Source organism: Algoriphagus aurantiacus, assembly GCF_035156405.1.
In the GTDB taxonomy this organism is placed as follows: domain Bacteria; phylum Bacteroidota; class Bacteroidia; order Cytophagales; family Cyclobacteriaceae; genus Algoriphagus; species Algoriphagus aurantiacus.
The window spans coordinates 389,308-406,240 of the sequence record NZ_JAXRUT010000001.1 but is presented as its reverse complement, the minus strand read 5'-3'; the positions used below and the strand labels follow the sequence as shown (position 1 = coordinate 406,240).

18 protein-coding genes and 1 pseudogene are annotated in these 16,933 nt (G+C 38.4%); 11 read left to right on the top strand and 8 right to left on the bottom strand.

The annotated features are described in order from the left end of the window. Nucleotides 1-31 precede the first annotated feature (31 nt). Entirely contained in the window at nucleotides 32-2,638 is a 2,607-nt protein-coding gene (gene mutS / locus SYJ56_RS01655) for a DNA mismatch repair protein MutS (RefSeq protein WP_323831789.1), read from the bottom strand. A gap of 89 nt (nucleotides 2,639-2,727) precedes the next feature. Here mutS and SYJ56_RS01650 point away from each other — a divergent pair, with 89 nt between their 5' ends. Further along, nucleotides 2,728-3,261: an RNA methyltransferase gene (locus SYJ56_RS01650; RefSeq protein ID WP_323831787.1), complete on the top strand. Its 534-nt coding sequence runs from the start codon at nucleotides 2,728-2,730 to the stop codon at nucleotides 3,259-3,261. On the opposite strand, the gene SYJ56_RS01645 is transcribed toward SYJ56_RS01650, so the two are convergent. The 7 genes and pseudogenes from SYJ56_RS01645 to SYJ56_RS01615 form a co-directional block, all read right to left on the bottom strand. Continuing rightward, the gene (locus tag SYJ56_RS01645; RefSeq protein ID WP_323831785.1) at nucleotides 3,258-3,674 is read right to left on the bottom strand and encodes a hypothetical protein; all 417 of its coding nucleotides are present in this window, start codon (nucleotides 3,672-3,674) and stop codon (nucleotides 3,258-3,260) included. The genes SYJ56_RS01650 and SYJ56_RS01645 overlap by 4 nt on opposite strands. 130 nt (nucleotides 3,675-3,804) lie before the next feature. After that, nucleotides 3,805-4,260 (bottom strand): PaaI family thioesterase, encoded by a 456-nt coding sequence (locus SYJ56_RS01640; protein WP_323831783.1) that lies wholly within the window; start codon nucleotides 4,258-4,260, stop codon nucleotides 3,805-3,807. 4 nt (nucleotides 4,261-4,264) lie between these two features. Then, nucleotides 4,265-4,858, bottom strand: a complete 594-nt coding sequence (locus SYJ56_RS01635) for a hypothetical protein (RefSeq protein WP_323831781.1) — start codon at nucleotides 4,856-4,858, stop codon at nucleotides 4,265-4,267. A 31-nt stretch (nucleotides 4,859-4,889) separates the two neighbouring features. Beyond that, complete coding sequence (locus SYJ56_RS01630; protein WP_323831780.1) at nucleotides 4,890-5,648, bottom strand: SDR family NAD(P)-dependent oxidoreductase; 759 nt, start codon at nucleotides 5,646-5,648, stop codon at nucleotides 4,890-4,892. Nucleotides 5,649-5,834: 186 nt separating this feature from the next. Next, nucleotides 5,835-6,368, bottom strand: coding sequence for a YfiT family bacillithiol transferase (locus SYJ56_RS01625; RefSeq protein WP_323831778.1), 534 nt, complete (start codon nucleotides 6,366-6,368; stop codon nucleotides 5,835-5,837). 5 nt (nucleotides 6,369-6,373) lie between these two features. Then, nucleotides 6,374-6,865 (bottom strand): ComF family protein, encoded by a 492-nt coding sequence (locus SYJ56_RS01620; protein ID WP_323831887.1) that lies wholly within the window; start codon nucleotides 6,863-6,865, stop codon nucleotides 6,374-6,376. An 87-nt stretch (nucleotides 6,866-6,952) separates the two neighbouring features. After that, nucleotides 6,953-7,066, bottom strand: a pseudogene (locus tag SYJ56_RS01615) (double zinc ribbon domain-containing protein); the annotation flags it as partial. A gap of 81 nt (nucleotides 7,067-7,147) precedes the next feature. On the opposite strand from SYJ56_RS01615, the gene SYJ56_RS01610 reads away from it, so the two are divergent. The 10 genes from SYJ56_RS01610 (at nucleotide 7,148) to SYJ56_RS01565 (ending at nucleotide 16,929) form a co-directional block, all read left to right on the top strand. After that, nucleotides 7,148-7,489, top strand: coding sequence for a carboxymuconolactone decarboxylase family protein (locus tag SYJ56_RS01610; protein WP_323831777.1), 342 nt, complete (start codon nucleotides 7,148-7,150; stop codon nucleotides 7,487-7,489). A gap of 6 nt (nucleotides 7,490-7,495) precedes the next feature. Beyond that, nucleotides 7,496-7,858 carry a hypothetical protein gene (locus SYJ56_RS01605; RefSeq protein WP_323831775.1) on the top strand — a complete coding sequence of 121 codons (363 nt, stop codon included), beginning with the start codon at nucleotides 7,496-7,498 and terminating at the stop codon, nucleotides 7,856-7,858. 3 nt (nucleotides 7,859-7,861) lie between these two features. Then, nucleotides 7,862-8,623 carry an exodeoxyribonuclease III gene (locus SYJ56_RS01600; protein ID WP_323831773.1) on the top strand — a complete coding sequence of 254 codons (762 nt, stop codon included), beginning with the start codon at nucleotides 7,862-7,864 and terminating at the stop codon, nucleotides 8,621-8,623. A 34-nt stretch (nucleotides 8,624-8,657) separates the two neighbouring features. After that, nucleotides 8,658-9,059 carry an ATP-binding protein gene (locus SYJ56_RS01595; RefSeq protein WP_323831771.1) on the top strand — a complete coding sequence of 134 codons (402 nt, stop codon included), beginning with the start codon at nucleotides 8,658-8,660 and terminating at the stop codon, nucleotides 9,057-9,059. Nucleotides 9,060-9,062: 3 nt separating this feature from the next. Next, a complete protein-coding gene (gene ybeY, locus SYJ56_RS01590) occupies nucleotides 9,063-9,488 on the top strand; it encodes an rRNA maturation RNase YbeY (protein WP_323831768.1) in 426 nt (141 codons plus the stop codon). 77 nt (nucleotides 9,489-9,565) lie between these two features. Then, nucleotides 9,566-11,431 (top strand): tRNA uridine-5-carboxymethylaminomethyl(34) synthesis enzyme MnmG, encoded by a 1,866-nt coding sequence (gene mnmG, locus SYJ56_RS01585; protein WP_323831766.1) that lies wholly within the window; start codon nucleotides 9,566-9,568, stop codon nucleotides 11,429-11,431. Continuing rightward, nucleotides 11,421-12,332 (top strand): class I SAM-dependent methyltransferase, encoded by a 912-nt coding sequence (locus SYJ56_RS01580; protein ID WP_323831764.1) that lies wholly within the window; start codon nucleotides 11,421-11,423, stop codon nucleotides 12,330-12,332. Before mnmG ends, SYJ56_RS01580 begins: the two co-directional genes overlap by 11 nt. Nucleotides 12,333-12,403: 71 nt before the next feature. Next, the gene (locus SYJ56_RS01575) at nucleotides 12,404-14,002 is read left to right on the top strand and encodes an Ig-like domain-containing domain (RefSeq protein ID WP_323831761.1); all 1,599 of its coding nucleotides are present in this window, start codon (nucleotides 12,404-12,406) and stop codon (nucleotides 14,000-14,002) included. A 461-nt stretch (nucleotides 14,003-14,463) separates the two neighbouring features. After that, entirely contained in the window at nucleotides 14,464-16,212 is a 1,749-nt protein-coding gene (locus SYJ56_RS01570; protein ID WP_323831759.1) for an AMP-dependent synthetase/ligase, read from the top strand. 246 nt (nucleotides 16,213-16,458) lie between these two features. Beyond that, nucleotides 16,459-16,929 (top strand): MarR family winged helix-turn-helix transcriptional regulator, encoded by a 471-nt coding sequence (locus SYJ56_RS01565; RefSeq protein WP_323831757.1) that lies wholly within the window; start codon nucleotides 16,459-16,461, stop codon nucleotides 16,927-16,929. Nucleotides 16,930-16,933 lie beyond the last annotated feature (4 nt).

Sequence of the window (16,933 nt, the reverse complement as noted above, 5' to 3'; positions counted from 1 at the left end):
AAACGTAAGTTAATACACGAAACCGAAATTCTTATGTTTCGATTTTCTTTTTGATTTCATGCAATTTTAAAAGTGCCTCAATAGGTGAAATAGCATTGATATCAATTCCTTCAATCAATTCTTTTGCCTCCTGAAATTTTGGATCCAATTCAAACATACTTAGCTGATAGTTGTTCTTTGGAATAGATTTAATGTTTTCCTTTTGATCTGCTACAGCCTTGTCTTTCTCCAAATGAGACATGATTTCTGCTGCTCTCAAAACGATTGGATTAGGCATACCTGCCATTTGAGCCACATGAATACCAAAGCTGTGTTCGCTTCCTCCCGGCTTTAGTTTTCGCATGAAAATCACCTTGTTTCCAACTTCCTTCACCGACACATTGAAATTTTTGATTTTCGGAAAATCAGTAGCTAATTGATTCAATTCATGATAATGCGTAGCAAAAAGTGTTTTTGCACGGAAAGTCGGATGGTTGTGCAAGTATTCTACAATTGACCAAGCAATGGAAATCCCATCGTAAGTGGACGTTCCCCGGCCAATTTCATCCATCAGCACCAAACTGCGATCTGACAAATTATTAAGAATACTTGCTGTCTCGGTCATCTCCACCATGAAGGTGGATTCCCCTTTGGAAAGATTATCCGAAGCGCCCACACGGGTAAATACCTTATCGATAATACCTATTCTAGCAAAGGATGCCGGCACAAAGCTCCCCATCTGTGCCATTAGCACAGTCAGGGCTGTTTGACGCAGTAGGGCGGACTTACCAGCCATATTGGGGCCTGTGATGATCATAATCTGCTGAGAATCGTGATCCAGGTAAATATCATTCGGAACATAATTCTCTCCCGGAGGCAACTGCTTTTCAATAACAGGATGACGACCGTCCTTGATTTCGAGTGTCTCTGTTTCTGAGATTTTTGGTCTGCAATAGCCATTGGAAAGTGCTACTTGGGCAAAAGAAAGTAAGACATCCAGTGTGCCGAGAACTCTGGCGTTTTGCTGGATTTGAGTAACAAATTGCGCCGTCTCTTGTACTAGCGCCAAGAAAAAGCGTTGTTCAATCGCAATCATCTTATCCTCTGCATTCAGGATTTTATCTTCATATTCCTTCAGTTCCGGCGTGATATAACGCTCTGCATTTACAAGTGTTTGCTTACGAATCCACTCCGCCGGCACCTTGTCTTTATGGGAATGGGTAACTTCAAGATAATATCCAAAGACTTTGTTGAAGGCTATTTTGAGTGAAGAAATTCCTGTTTTCTGTACCTCACGTTGCTGAATTTGGACGAGAAAATCCTTTCCGGTATTTGCCAATCCTCGGTATTCATCCAATTCCGGATCAACTCCGTCATTGATAATTCCACCTTGATGAGTAAGCATAGGAGCGTCCTCTTTTAACTCTTTGTCAATTTTCTCAAGTAAAAACTCACAAGGGTGGAGCTGATCAGAAAGCCGCTTCAATGTCGGATTCTTCTGGGTTTTGAGAAGTTCTTTGATTGGCTGGATGTTGTTCAGCGCACGTTTGATCTGATTGATTTCACGTGGATTTGCCCGACCTACCACTACTTTGGAAATCAATCGCTCCAGATCTCCAATATGCTTGAGTGGATCTACAATTTCTTCAATCAACACTGAATTTTGATAGAAAAAATCGACGACATTCAAGCGCTCATCTATTGCTGACTTCTCCTTCAGCGGCAGCACCATCCACTTTTTCATCATCCGTGAACCCATTGGTGTCACCGTCTGATCCAAAATATTGATCAATGGAACTCCGCCTTCGTGCTGCGGAAATACAAGCTCTAGGTTTCGAATCGTGAATTTGTCCAACCACACGTATTTCTCCTCGGCAATGCGTGAGATAGAAGAAATGTGCTGAATTTCTTTATGTTCCGTTTCTTCCAAGTAATACAAAATTGCCCCTGCTGCCACAGTTCCAGCCGCCAGTTCTTCTATACCAAATCCTTTGAGATTTGCGGTACTGAAATGCGTTTTGAGCTTTTCGTAGGTGAAGTCATATTGATAGACCCAATCCTCACAATGAAAGGTGATGAAATCATTCTTGAGCAGATCAGCAGCAGGCTTTTTAGCAGCTTTGGAGTAAATTATTTCCGCTGGCGCAAAGCTCTGGATCAGCTTTTCGAGATAGGATGCAGTCCCCTCTGCACACATAAACTCTCCTGTTGAAAGATCCAAGAAAGCGATTCCATGCTTATCCTTGCCAAAAGAAATAGATGCCAAATAGTTGTTTTTCTTGGTATCGAGCACTTGATCATTAAAAGAAAGACCTGGCGTCACTAATTCTGTAACTCCTCGCTTTACGATGCCTTTTACAGACTTCGGGTCTTCTAATTGATCACAGATTGCTACGCGATTTCCAGCACGCACCAATTTTGGCAAATAAGTATCTAAAGAGTGGTGTGGAAATCCTGCAAGTTCTATGTGGGATGCAGAGCCATTAGCCCGCTTTGTAAGAACGATATCCAGGATTTTACTGGCTCGCACAGCATCTTCTCCGAATGTTTCATAAAAATCCCCAACCCGAAAAAGCAACAACGCACCTGGATGCTTAGCTTTTATCGCATTATACTGCTTCATTAAGGGCGTTTCTTTGCCGTCTTTAGACTTACTCATGGGGTATGCTTACTTTTATACTTAATTTCGAAAACTCACTAGGAGAATAAAGTCGAAAATAAGCCATTCATAAAGCAGAACAAAAGAGGATGAAAAAATTAAGCATGGAAGAGCTCGAAAGAGTATCTGTGGAAGAATTTAAGGAAATGGATAAATCCCCGATCGTGCTGGTTCTGGACAATATTAGAAGCCTAAATAACGTCGGTTCTGCTTTCCGTACTGGTGATGCTTTTGGTATAGAAAAAATTTACCTCTGCGGGATTACAGGAACTCCCCCTAATCGCGATATTCAAAAGACTGCCCTAGGCGCTACAGAATCGGTAGACTGGGAGTATTGCCTGAATACCATGATAGCCATAGAAAAATTGAAAGCTGCAGGCTATCAAATCTGTGGATTGGAGCAAGTAGATCGCTCGGAAATGCTGAATGATTTCATTCCTGAAAAAGGGAAAAAATATGCACTAGTATTCGGAAATGAAGTTTTTGGGGTTGAAGAAGAAGTGCTCAATGCCTGCGATGCGGTATTGGAAATCCCACAGTTGGGCACCAAGCACTCCTTGAATATTTCTGTATCACTTGGGATAGCAGTATGGGATTTGATGGTAAAAATGAAGCAATTCTAATTTTTGCTGAATCGATACCTCAGTCCAAATGAGCCACGAAAAATAGAATTGTCGTTATCGAGAACAATAATTGGCGCTCCCTCTATATGAAATCCAAAATCTTTTTGTTCAAAGGGATAAATATTTAACCCAACCGGTACAACTATACCAGAAAAACTCCCAACTCTTGGACCAACCCCACCATAAAACTCAAATCGATCAGTCTTCTTGAAAATATAATTAGCCACGAGTTCCGCACTCAAATTACTAAAATAAGCATCAGTCCCTACACGGAACTCAGGGATAAAGCGCTCACCAAATTGGTAATTAACTCCTATGAAAGGTAGGTTGCTTTGGTGAAAAGTGATGGTAGTCTGAGAAAAAGCTGCCAAAGAAAAGAGCCCTAAAAGGGTAATGAGTACGATTTTTTTCATATGTTATGATTGTTTTTAATGGTCATCCGATAGCTATCGAGAGGAATCTCGCATGGTTGATAATCATCCCTCTGTGTGACGCATTTGTCATGCTCGATTTCATTTGTGTAAAATTAAGTTGTGTAAAAGTTTAAAATCCTAGCTCACTTAGCTTTATATGAGTTTTGATCATGTTAGAGCTGGCTTTGGCCACAAGTTTACCTGATTCCTTAGTGATTACGGCTTCCCAATGATTTAGGTTGGCTCCAGACCGAAGTAATTTTGCAGAGACTTCTACTTTTTCGCCAATCTGTGCTGCTGATAAAAAGTCAACAGTTAAATTGATGCTTGTCATAAGATACTCGGAACCTGCTACATAATTACCCCTCCCAATCACATCGTCCATCATCAATGAGGCGACGCCACCGTGAAGAATTATGGCAGGATTACACATGGCTGGAGTGATTATATAAGATACTTTTATAAAACCTTTTTCAATTTCCAGAAGTGTCCCTTCAAGCCAATTACCAGCCATCGATGGGGTTTTATCCAGCTTTTTTCCAATTAATTTTTTGAAGTGCTCTAATTGCGGATTCGGGTTTTCCATAGAATTATCTTCTTTCATCAATCAATCTAAAATAGTCTTCCACTAAAGTTTTTAAGGCCTCTTTTTCTTTTGGCGTAGACCAAATATCGACCCACGCCGAGTTTTGCCTTATTTCAAATTTGGCATCATTGGCTATCCAAGGTTCAAGTTGTCTAACATACTTTAGGAACTCCGAATTATTGCCGTTCTGAAGTTGAACTTCTTCTTGTTTACCGTCCATAGAAACTCGGATTTCGAGCGGCCAATCCATATTTACTGGTTCCATGTAGATATAGGCCTCCTCTTTTTGACTATTGAGGATTATCACCAGATCCAGAGAGGCTTTATTTTCAGAAATTTCTCTTTTCCAATGACGAAAAAGTACCATTCCAGCATCCGACCTTGTTTCTCTATCATAGTTGATAGCACGTACATTCAGAAAATAAATGCGATTCGAAGAAGCCATTCGGAAAGTCGTGTCTTTTCCAGTGTTGTTCGCTCGTTTGGTATTGAAAAAGGAAAGAAGCAAAACCAAGCCTACAGATACTAGGCCAAAAATCTTCAGAATTTTAATAAGTTCTGGGGAGAGAATATTGTTAGCTTTTTGCCTTTGTGGCATAAATAAATATGCTTAGGGATTCATGCGATGCTCAATGTACATACGACCCCGCATTAATGTCGATACTGGCACCGGTAGCATGATCGGCTAAACCCGAGCAAAGGAGTGTCACCATCGGAGCAATATCCTCCGGCTTGGTCAACTCATTCAAAGCAATATCATCTAGCGCAAACTCTTCTCCATATTCAGACAGGATTTCATCAGCCATATCTGTGCGTGTAAAACCAGGTGCGATTAGAAAAGCCTTTATTCCTTGCTTACCGTAATGTCGGGCTATGGATCTTGTCAAGCTCACAACTGCGCCTTTTGAAGCCGCATAGGCTATGTAGTCTGTGGTATCTCCACGAAAAGCTGCTCTGGATGAGATATTTACAATTCTACCGTTTTGGTGTTTTAACGCATGCTCTACAAATTCTTTACAGAGAATTCCCAGAGCAGTAGCGTTTACCAGCAGCGTTTCTTGCCAGATTTTGACCCATTCATTTGTTGGAAGAACATCGGGGGCGGAGCGCGCAATTCCTGCATTATTTACCAATCCAGAAATGGGTCCATATTTTTCTACCAATTTGGGAATAAACCCAATGACTTGGTTTACATCAGACAGATCGCAAGATTCGATAAATGATGGTTTTTTTAATTCAGCTTTAAGCTTTTCCGCCTCTGCAGCATTGCTATTAAAATGGATAATCACTTCAGCTCCCGATTCAGAAAGCTGCTTTGCGATAGCTCTACCTATGCCACGGGAAGCTCCGGTAACAAGAATTCGTTGATTTTTGAGGGAAATATTCATCTGCTTAAAATTGATTTTTATCAGCCACATAGCCTCTCCCGAACTTCATTCGGGAGAATCTCGCATAATTGATACTCATCCCTCGTGTGATCCCGTAGGTACGGGATCATGCTCGATTTCATAGATTGAAAATACTGGCAAAACTCAGTAATTCCTTAGAATTTTTGACAGGAAGTAGAAATATGCCTACCACTTTTCACGAATGATTAAGTGCTGTATTTGTGCCAAATGATGCATGGAATGCCAGTGATACATCAAAGTCACCTCAGATAATGGAACAGAGCTTTGGTGTTCAGGATGAAAATAGGTTCGCTGAAAATCCGACGGCATCATGCTTTCAAGTATAACCGCCCATTTTAAATGAATTCCTTGCACTAAAGAGAGAGATGTCTTTATCGCTAGTGAATAGTCGGACATTTGGGCCCAAGCAGCTTCCTTATATGGCTTAATCGTAGGATTATCCTCAGTAAGAGCCAATTTGAAACGTATCAACGCATTCATATGACTATCAGATAGATGATGAACTACTTGCTTTACAGTCCATCCTCCAGGTCGATAAGGAGTGTCTAACTGTTCTTTGGAAAATTCCTTAACTGTTTCTTCCAAATACTCTGGATACGCACGTAGATAAGCGCCAGCCTCCTTAAGATTTTGGTCTGAAATATTCTCTGGCTTCAGAAATTTACCAATTGGGTATTTCAATAATTCTATATCAATCATAATGTTTATCCTCCAGCTGCGATAGTAACCAAATCTACATTTTTTGCGCCGTTTGCCAAAAGCACATTGGCACATGCGCATAATGTGGCTCCAGTCGTCATCACATCATCCACGAGAAGAATTGACTTATTGGTAATAGAACTTTGAGTAGAAACCTCGAATACTTCATCCATATTGTCCATTCGCTGCAGTCGGGATTTTTGGGTTTGTGTTTCTGTAAACTTTCGACGTGTCAGCCTACTTTCTAACTTGACTGATAGGCTCTCACTAAGTCCAATTCCAAAATATTCACTCTGATTATAGCCCCTTCGGCGTTGTTTCAGCGGATGCAAAGGCACAGGCACGACAATATCCCAGTGATTCCCTAATCCAGTATCTTGAAGGATTTTCCCATATAACGATCCTAACTCCTGGGCTAACTGAGGTTTATTTCTATACTTAAGCTGATGAAGAAGCTTTTGACTATTTCCTCCTTTGGTAAATTTCAGATAAGCCATCACCATACTAACGTTACTTAGTCCTTTTACCTTATCGACTAAATCATTATCAATTGGTCTTAAATGATAGCTAGTAACAGGGAGAGTCCCTTTGCAAATTGTGCACAAGCTACTTTCGTGATCATAAAGAGACCTCCCGCATAGGAGACAATTACGGGGAAAAACTAAATCCAAAAAATCTTTTATAAAAAATAAACGCATAGTGAAAAAGGCTTGTTCATATCTGCCAAGGGCAAATAGTGGTATATTTGCTACTTAATTCTTTCCTAAACAGTTAAGTTAATGAATCTCATAGAGGAATTCAACGAGTACCGAAGCCAGATGAACGATAAGATTTTGGCTGAAGACAATAAAGTAATCAAGCGTATATTTAATCTTGATACTAATGCATATGCTGAGGGATCGATAGATATAAAGTCTAAAGAAATGATTGGACTAGCTTGTTCTATGGTGTTGAGGTGTGACGACTGTATCAAGTACCATTTAGGGAAGTGTCATGAAGTTGGCATGACGAAAAAGCAAATATTTGAAGTATTCTCAATTGCTACTTTGATAGGAGGGACAATAGTAATCCCACACTTGAGAAGAGCTACAGAATACCGGGAAACACTTGAAAATCAGTAGGTTATAATGTTTAAACGCGATCTAGAATTAGAAAAACGTTGGTCAAAATTACTTGAAGGCCTAAAAGAAACCATAGGAAAAAAACCTGCGGACTTAAATGGCGTACTCTTTCTTATTGGTGTTCAAGAACTTGGACAGGGGAATAAGATATTTAGTAAAGAGCAAAAGCAGGACCTAATGCACATCGCTGTTTGTAAAGTACTGAGCTATGATGGCTTCTATGAACTTGACTATGTGGATCAGGAGGGTTGGCCTCATTGGAAATTAATGAAGGAGCTTCCTCATTTCGATCTGCTGGATCAAGAGAAGCTATTGAAGATTCAGGTGTTAGAATATTTTGAAAAGGAATACGAAATAGTAATTGAATAAATTGTGAAAATAGTATCGTATAACGTAAATGGTATTCGTGCTGCTATAAACAAAGGTTTTATAGATTGGCTTAAGCAAGTAGATCCAGATATAATTGGTTTACAGGAGGTTAAAGCCAATTTAGACCAAATAGATGCTTCTGTTTTTCATGATTTAGGTTATGAAATATATTGGTATCCAGCATTTAAAAAAGGTTATAGTGGAGTAGCAATATTGAGTAAAATAAAACCAAAATCAGTGAAATTTGGAATGGATTACTCAAAATATGATGATGAAGGCAGATTACTTCAGGTTGATTTTGAAGAGTTCTCATTCCTAACAGCTTATTTTCCATCAGGAACCACAGGAGATATACGTCAAACATTTAAATATGAATTTCTAGACGATATATTTGGTTACACGCAAGATTTAAGAAAAACCAATTCAAACTTCATTCTGAGTGGGGATTATAATATTTGCCATAAGGCGATAGATATTCATAACCCCAAATCAAATAAGAATACCTCTGGGTTTTTACCAGAAGAGCGAGCATGGATGGATAAATTCACGGAATCTGGATTTGTTGATAGTTTCAGGAAATTCAATGACCAACCTGACAATTACACTTGGTGGAGTTATAGAGCCAATTCCAGGGCAAAGAATTTAGGTTGGAGAATTGATTACCACATGGCAACGGCACCAATGGAAAATCGTATCAAAAGCTCGATCATATTAGCCGATGCTAAGCATTCCGATCATTGTCCAATATTAATCGAAGTAGAATAAAATAGGTAGATATTACTCATTGAAAACAATTATGATGAAAAGCATAAAAATTTCTATTCCTTCTCTCATTGAGAACATAAAAATAATTGAAAGTTTCATCGACAACGCTCGTGAAAATTTTGAGATCAATGATGATATCTATGGCAATATAATGATATCTGTGACTGAATGTATTAGTAACGCAATCATTCATGGAAATCAAGGTGATAAGAACAAACTCGTTCATTTGGAATTAGCGCTCGAAGAAGAGCTGCTTTTATTCACGATTCAGGACGAAGGGGATGGATTTGACTACAATGAGCTCAAAGACCCAACTGCTCCAGAGAACATAGAAAAAACTGGGGGCAGAGGCATCTTTCTAATAAAGCATCTTTCTGACGATGTAAAATTTGAAGAAAACGGCACAAAGGCAGTTTTATCATTTTACATGAATTAAGCTATGCCTATTAATTTCTTTACTGAAGAAATTTCATTTATCCTCAAAGAAAAGAGAAAAAGGAAAGCTTGGCTAAAGCTACTCGCTGAGGATAATAATCATAAGATTTCGGAACTAAATTATGTGTTTTGCTCTGATGAATACCTCCTCAGCATCAATGTAGCATACTTAGATCACGACACATATACTGATATTATCACTTTTGATAATTCAGAAGAAGAAGGGATCATAGAAGGGGATGTCTTCATAAGTATAGAACGAGTGAAGGAGAACTCCAAGCTCTTAAATATTGATGAGGAAAAAGAACTTAACAGAGTAATCAGCCATGGGCTTTTTCATTTACTTGGATACAAGGACAAATCAAAAGCCGAGGCAAAATTGATGAGAAGCAAAGAGGAATTTGCTATTAATTTGTTCGAAAAGAATTAAACGTTCCACGTGAAATAGATAATAACTAGAAGTAGAACATACTGGTGTTTCACGTGAAACAGTAAACAAAGAATACAATGTTTCCAATATATGATGTCATAGTAGTAGGAGCAGGGCATGCAGGATGTGAAGCGGCACAGGCCGCAGCACGCATGGGCTCCAAAGTACTATTATGCACTATGAACATGAATACCATTGCTCAAATGTCATGCAATCCAGCAATGGGAGGGGTGGCTAAGGGGCAAATAGTACGAGAAATAGACGCTCTAGGCGGATTGTCAGGCATAATCTCTGATAAGTCAATGATTCAGTTTAGGATGCTGAACAGATCTAAAGGTCCTGCAATGTGGTCCCCAAGATCTCAAAATGACCGTATGAAATTTGCAGAAGAATGGAGATTAGCGCTAGAGCAAACTCCAAATGTAGATTTCTGGCAGGAAATGATCACTGGGCTCGTGGTGAAAAATGGTGAATTAAAAGGGATCAGAACAAGTATTGGCCTGGAAATTCAATCTAAATGTGTCATCTTAACCAACGGAACCTTCCTGAATGGATTAATACATATAGGCGAAAAACAATTTGGGGGAGGAAGGACAGGAGAAGCGGCAGCGAAAGGAATTACCGAGCAATTAGTAGAACTCGGCTTCGAGTCTGGTAGAATGAAAACGGGAACACCTCCTAGAGTAGATGGAAGAAGTTTAGACTATTCCAAAATGGAAGTCCAATATGGGGACGAAAACCCAGAGAAATTCAGCTATTCTGACACTACGAATACGCTTAAAGAGCAAAGGACATGCTGGATCACCTACACAAACAAAGATGTTCACTCCAGTCTGCAAGAAGGTTTTGATAGATCTCCGATGTTCAATGGGAGAATCCAAGGTCTTGGGCCAAGATATTGCCCCTCTATTGAGGATAAGATCAATCGATTTGCTGAGAGAGACAGACATCAAATCTTTGTAGAACCCGAAGGATGGAATACAGTAGAAATGTACATTAATGGCTTTTCTACATCACTTCCAGAAGATGTGCAGTATAAGGCGTTACGAAAAATAGCTGGATTTGAGAATGCTAAGATGTTCCGTCCGGGATATGCAATTGAATACGACTTTTTCCCACCAACTCAATTGAAACTCACTTTAGAGACGCACTTGATGGAAAATTTGTATTTCGCTGGACAAATTAATGGAACTACAGGTTATGAAGAGGCCGCATGTCAAGGATTAATAGCTGGAATAAATGCTAGTCTAAAAGCCCAAGAAGAGGATCCTTTTATTTTGAAAAGATCTGATGCTTATATAGGTGTGCTAATTGATGACCTCATTAACAAGGGGACAGATGAGCCCTACAGAATGTTTACCTCAAGAGCTGAGTTCAGACTTTTACTTCGTCAGGATAATGCAGATCTAAGATTAACACAAAAAGGATATGATATTGGATTAGCTTCTGATGAACGCTTAACAAAAATGAATGCTAAAAAAGAGGAGACAGCCAAACTAATCAATGATCTTAAGCAAAAGAAATTTTCTCCAGAAAGTGTAAATGAAGGTCTTGAAGAAGCAGGATCCGCAACGATTAAGGAAAAGATTTCAGCTGAAAAGCTATTGAAAAGACCACAAATCGGTCTTCAAAATTTAAAGACTTTCAATCCAGAAATTGATGTATATCTTTCCAAATACGCTATAGATGTCTTGGAACAAGCAGAAATACAAATCAAATACGATAGCTATATAGAAAAAGAACAGCAGATGGTAGAAAAATTAAGTAATATGGAAAACTTCAAAATTCCATTAAAATTTGATTACATAGCTATCCCTGCACTTTCAGCGGAAGGAAAACAAAAACTGAATAAGATAAGGCCAGAAACCATGGGTCAGGCATCAAGAATAAGTGGTGTCACACCTGCAGACCTATCTATAATTACCGTTTATCTTGGAAGATAAAATGCTAGAAAGACTTACTAAATGTCCACTATGTAAAAGTGGACGTTTTCTTAATTCTATAGAGTTAAAAGACCATGCAGTAAGCCAAGAGTCTTTCATCATTTGCAACTGCACCAATTGCGGTCTCAAATTCACAAACCCTAGACCAACAGAAGAAGCTATTGCTCCATATTATGATTTTCCAGAATATTTCTCTCACGATGATAAGGCAAAAAACCTGACTCAATTTGTCTACCAAGAAGTACGTAAATACGCTGTATCACAAAAAGTAAAGCATATAAATCAGCTAAAGCCACTAAAGGGTAAATATCTTGATTATGGCTGTGGGACTGCTGAGTTACTTATGAAGGCAAGTGAGCAAGGCTGGAATGTGACAGGGATTGAACCCAATGAAAAAGCCAGAAATTTGGCTAACTCAAAACTTAGTAGAAAAGTATATGAATCAATTAATGACCTTCCTAAAGGCTCTTTTGATGTGATAACACTTTATCATGTTGTAGAACATATCCATACTTTAAGAAAAACCTTTAAAACACTTATAAAACACTTAAAATCAGATGGTTACATCATCATAGCTCTTCCTAATCCGGAAAGTTATGATGCAAAAAAATACGGTACAAATTGGGCTGGATGGGATGTACCCAGACACCTTTATCATTTCAATCATCAAGCTATTAACAGCTTCCAAGAGATCTTTGATCTACAGCTAGTAGACGAGATGCCAATGAAATTTGATAGCTACTACGTTTCCCTACTTTCCGAAGGATACACAAACCCGCAGCAGTCAATAATTCAAAAATATTGGAAGGCAATCTTATCTGGTAAAAAGTCCAATAAAGAAGCATCTAAAAACACTACAGGAAATCATTCAAGTAATTTATTCGTTTTCAAAAAGAAGTGAAATATACTAACCAATTAATTCTTTTAATTTACTCCCTACTAGCTTTTTCATGTGCTAAACAAAGCACTCCTATGGGTGGGCCACGAGATGAAGACCCTCCAAAAGTAATGGTGATGAATCCAAAGGATCAAAGCTTGAACATCAAACCCAAGGAAATTACCATTGTGTTTGACGAATACATCAAACTAGATAATGCCACTAAAAACATCCTCATCACACCCAGAATAAATAAGGATGAAGTAATATTCACGGCAATAAAGAGCACGTTGGTCATAGAGCTTAATCAGGAGCTGGAAGACAGCACAACCTACGTTTTCAACTTCCAAAAATCCATCACCGATCTATCAGAAGGAAATCCAGCAGAAAATCTTAAGCTAGTCTTTTCAACAGGTGAAAGCATTGACAGTTTAAAATTCAGCGGATCAGTAAATACTTATTTCCCTGGAAGAAATGATAAACTAGAAGATGGCATCGTAGGCTTATATCCGATTGATGATACCACAAACGTATTTTTAGCACCACCATATTATTTGACACAAGTAGATACTGCAGGCAGATTCAGCATAACAAATATCAAAGAAGGAAAGTACTTCGCCTATGCATGGCAGGATGATAACAATAGCTTAAAAGCAGAATACAAATCCGAAGCATTCGACTTCATAAAAGACACAATTAATATCAACCAAGATATTGACGGTATTCAATTTAATCTCTCGAAAGGAGATCAAAACCCAATTAGACTACTTAGGTCTTCTCCTACCGGATCTTTTTATACACTCGTTTTAAATAAAACTCCTTTAGAAATATATTTGGAAAATGAGAAGTTGGGCAAAGACATATTTTATACCCTGGGAGATAAAAGAATTAACCTATATTCCAAAGAGTCACTAGCTGATAGTTTAGCGCTTAATATTAATTTAAGAGATTCAGTAGGATACCAAGTAGATTCACTAATCTGGGCAAAATTCGAAGAATCAGATAGAAAACCAGAAAAGCTCAGTATAACTGCTAATTCTGGGAAAAGCTTTTATCAAAACCTTCCTATTGAACTCACCTTCAATAAACCACTTAACAATATTAATTACGACTCACTCTATCTGGCCTACGACACGGCTTCTGTTATTCCTATTACCCAAGATATGCTAAGCTTTAAGGATTCATTAAAAAGGGATATGCTTGAAATAAACCTCAACATACCAGATTCCATACCTTTTGAAGTCTTCTCTATAAAAGCAGCTGATTCTACATTTATTGATATCGAGGGTCAATACAACGAAGTAGCACTTTCAGCGAATTATAAAAAGTTGAAAAAAGAAACCCTTGCAGATGCCATAACAGGAACAATAGAAGACGCAGAAGGTCCTTTTATTATTCAGCTTCTAGATAGTAAAGAAGAACTAAAAAGAGAGACTTATGTGGAAAGTGGAAATCACTTTTCCTTCCGTTTAATAGAAGCAGGGAACTATCAAATCCGGATTATAGAAGATACAAACGGGAATCAGCGCTGGGATCCAGCCAATTTTGAAGAGAAACGAAATGCAGAACGGACATTCTATTACTTGGATCCAGAAACAGGAAATAAGAATATATCTATCAGAGGTGGCTGGACCCTTACGGATCTTGTGATCAGATCCACACCAAAAACAGGCTTAAAAACCATCCCCAACTAACAGTGGATAAGTGCTGTTCCAACTGTGGATAAAAGTGGGGTTGCCTAGGATAATCGAGTACTTATACACAGACCATTTCAAGCATTACCTCCCAATAGGTTATTTGGGGAAAAGCCCGGAGTTATCCACCTTGTAAAATCATTATATCCACAGCACTTTTCCCCACAGAGAATATGTAGGTTCCTATCCACACAAATAAGTCAAATGAATTAGTCTCATCATCTACAGCAACTTACATGTGGACAAAAAGAGGATAACCCGTGGGAAACTGAAATAAAGTAATACTAATAACGTGGAGAAGATTATTCAACCTGCTTTTCCACAAATCCACAGTCCTAATAACCTTAGTAAAGAATTTTTTTAAAAATCTATTTTACAACTACTATAAAAAGAGAGCGTGGATAACTCTTTGTAATGGCCTCATATTTTGGTAATATTATAAGAACCCAAAATGATGAACTATGAAGCCTTCAAGACTTTTTGATTTGATACCTTATCAAATTGCTACTTATGATAAAGAAATAGCGCTATCTAAAAAGGAAAACGGAAAGTGGAAATCATTTTCATCTAGGGAATTCAAAGAAATAGTTGACAATCTAAGCCTAGCCTTTTTAAAGATCGGGTTGAAAAAAGAAGAGAAAGTTGCGATAATCTCTGAAAATTGTCCGGAATGGAATTTCGTTGATTTGGCGCTTCAGCAGATCGGTGCCATTTCAGTTCCCGTTTATCCTACCATTACCTCATCTGATTTTGAATACATATTTGACCATGCTGATGTCAAAATGATTTTCGTTGGAGACCAAACTGTCTATGAGAAAGCAAAAGAGGTCTGTGGTGAACGTTTGATCTACAGTTTTTCGCACATAGATGGAGCTGTGTTTTGGGAGGATTTCTTGGCAAAAGGTATAACTGAGAGCATTGCAGAGTTGGAGCTTTTGAAAGAGGAAGTCAGGCCAAATGATTTATTTACCATTATTTACACTTCTGGGACTACAGGTAGGCCAAAAGGTGTAATGCTTTCACATATGAATGTTCTCTCGAATGTAGTTTCTATTGCGTCTATAATGACACCTGCAGAAGGTACATCTAGAGTGCTAAGTTTTCTTCCTCTATGTCACATTTATGAGCGAACAGGTGCATTTTGTTTTATGTATTTGGGTTTCTCTATATATTATGCAGAAGGCTTAGATAGGTTGGGAGAATATATGAAGGAGATCAAACCACATGCTTTCAATACTGTCCCGCGTCTTTTGGAGAAAATCTATGATAAAATCATAGCTAAAGGATATGAGCTTTCAGGAATTAAAAAAGGACTTTTCTTTTGGGCTTTAAACCTAGGCTTGGAATATGATCCCGGACAGAAAATGGGAACATGGTATGATTTTCAGCTGAAAATGGCTAATAAGCTTATTTTTAGTAAATGGAGAGAAGCTTTGGGTGGAGAGGTGCTTCAGATTAATTCAGGGGCCTCCGCTTTGCAACCTAGATTGGCTAGAGTTTTTTGGGCGGCAGGAATCAAAGTCTGCGAAGGATATGGCTTGACAGAAACTTCACCGGTAGTTTCAGCTTCTGTTTGTACTCCTGAGGAGATCAGAATTGGATGGGTAGGAAAACTGGTGCAAGATGTGAAGGTAAAAATTGCAGAAGATGGCGAAATCCTTGTTCAGGGACCCAATGTCATGCAAGGATACTACCGACAGCCTGAAATGACCGCAGAGGTACTTAGAAATGGCTGGTTTCATACCGGTGACATCGGAGAGCTAGACGGAGAATTCTTGAAGATTACAGATCGTAAGAAAGAGATGTTCAAAACCTCCGGTGGGAAGTACATCGCACCTCAGCTAATGGAGAATAAATTCAAAGAATCTACGCTGATCGATCAATTGATGGTAGTTGGGGAAAATAAAAATTTCCCGAGTGCGCTTATAGTCCCAAGTTTTGAAGGTTTAAAGGACTATTGTAAGCATAAAGGGATTCCCTACACAACAGATGAGGAGATGATCCAGAGACCGGACATTCTGGAAAAGTATGAACGTGAGGTAGAGCAGTTGAACAAATACTTTGGCAAATGGGAGCAAATCAAGCGTTTCAAACTTCTATCAGAACCATGGGGAGTCGAATCAGGTGAATTGACTCCGACAATGAAATTGAAGCGCAAGGTGATTATGCAGAAATATGGTCAAGAGATTGAGCGTATTTACGTAGAATGAAGGACTTGATTTGATGATTTTACTATTTTTTAACATTAGTACATCATTTGACTAAATGAGACTTTTATTTGAAATTATTCTGTATTGACCTAAAAATTCTTCATTTATTGAACGATTATACCGTGATAAATGATTTATTACGAAAATAATTTGTGATGCATGCATAACTTTTTTCGAATATAGTATGCATGCATACATTATTTTTAGTAATTTAGATTTCCTCAATATTTGAAGAATTCTGTAGAGATGAAGAGAGAAGAGACAGTTGATTACCATATAAAAAGTGCCTGGCATGCTATCTCAAGAATGTATAATCAGCAGGCAGCTGAAGAGGATTTTACAACGGCTATAGGTTTTGTCCTGATAAATATCAGTTCCAAAGATGGAACCCCAGCTACGAAAATTGCTCCCAAGCTTGGTCTGGAGACACGAAGTCTTACCAGGATGTTGAAAACAATGGAAGAAAAGGGGTTGATTTATAAAAAGCCCGATCTCATTGATAAGCGATCAGTCCGCATTTTTCTTACAGATGAAGGAAAAAGGAAGAAGGAGATATCCGTCAACACGATTAGGGAATTTAACGAACAAGTAAGAGAAATCGTTAGTGAAGATGAACTACAGTCTTTTTTCAATGTATTTGAGAAGATCCATTTGGTAATCGATCAAGTACAGACCACAAAAGGTATAGATATCAACAAACCAATATTTGAACTATAAACCA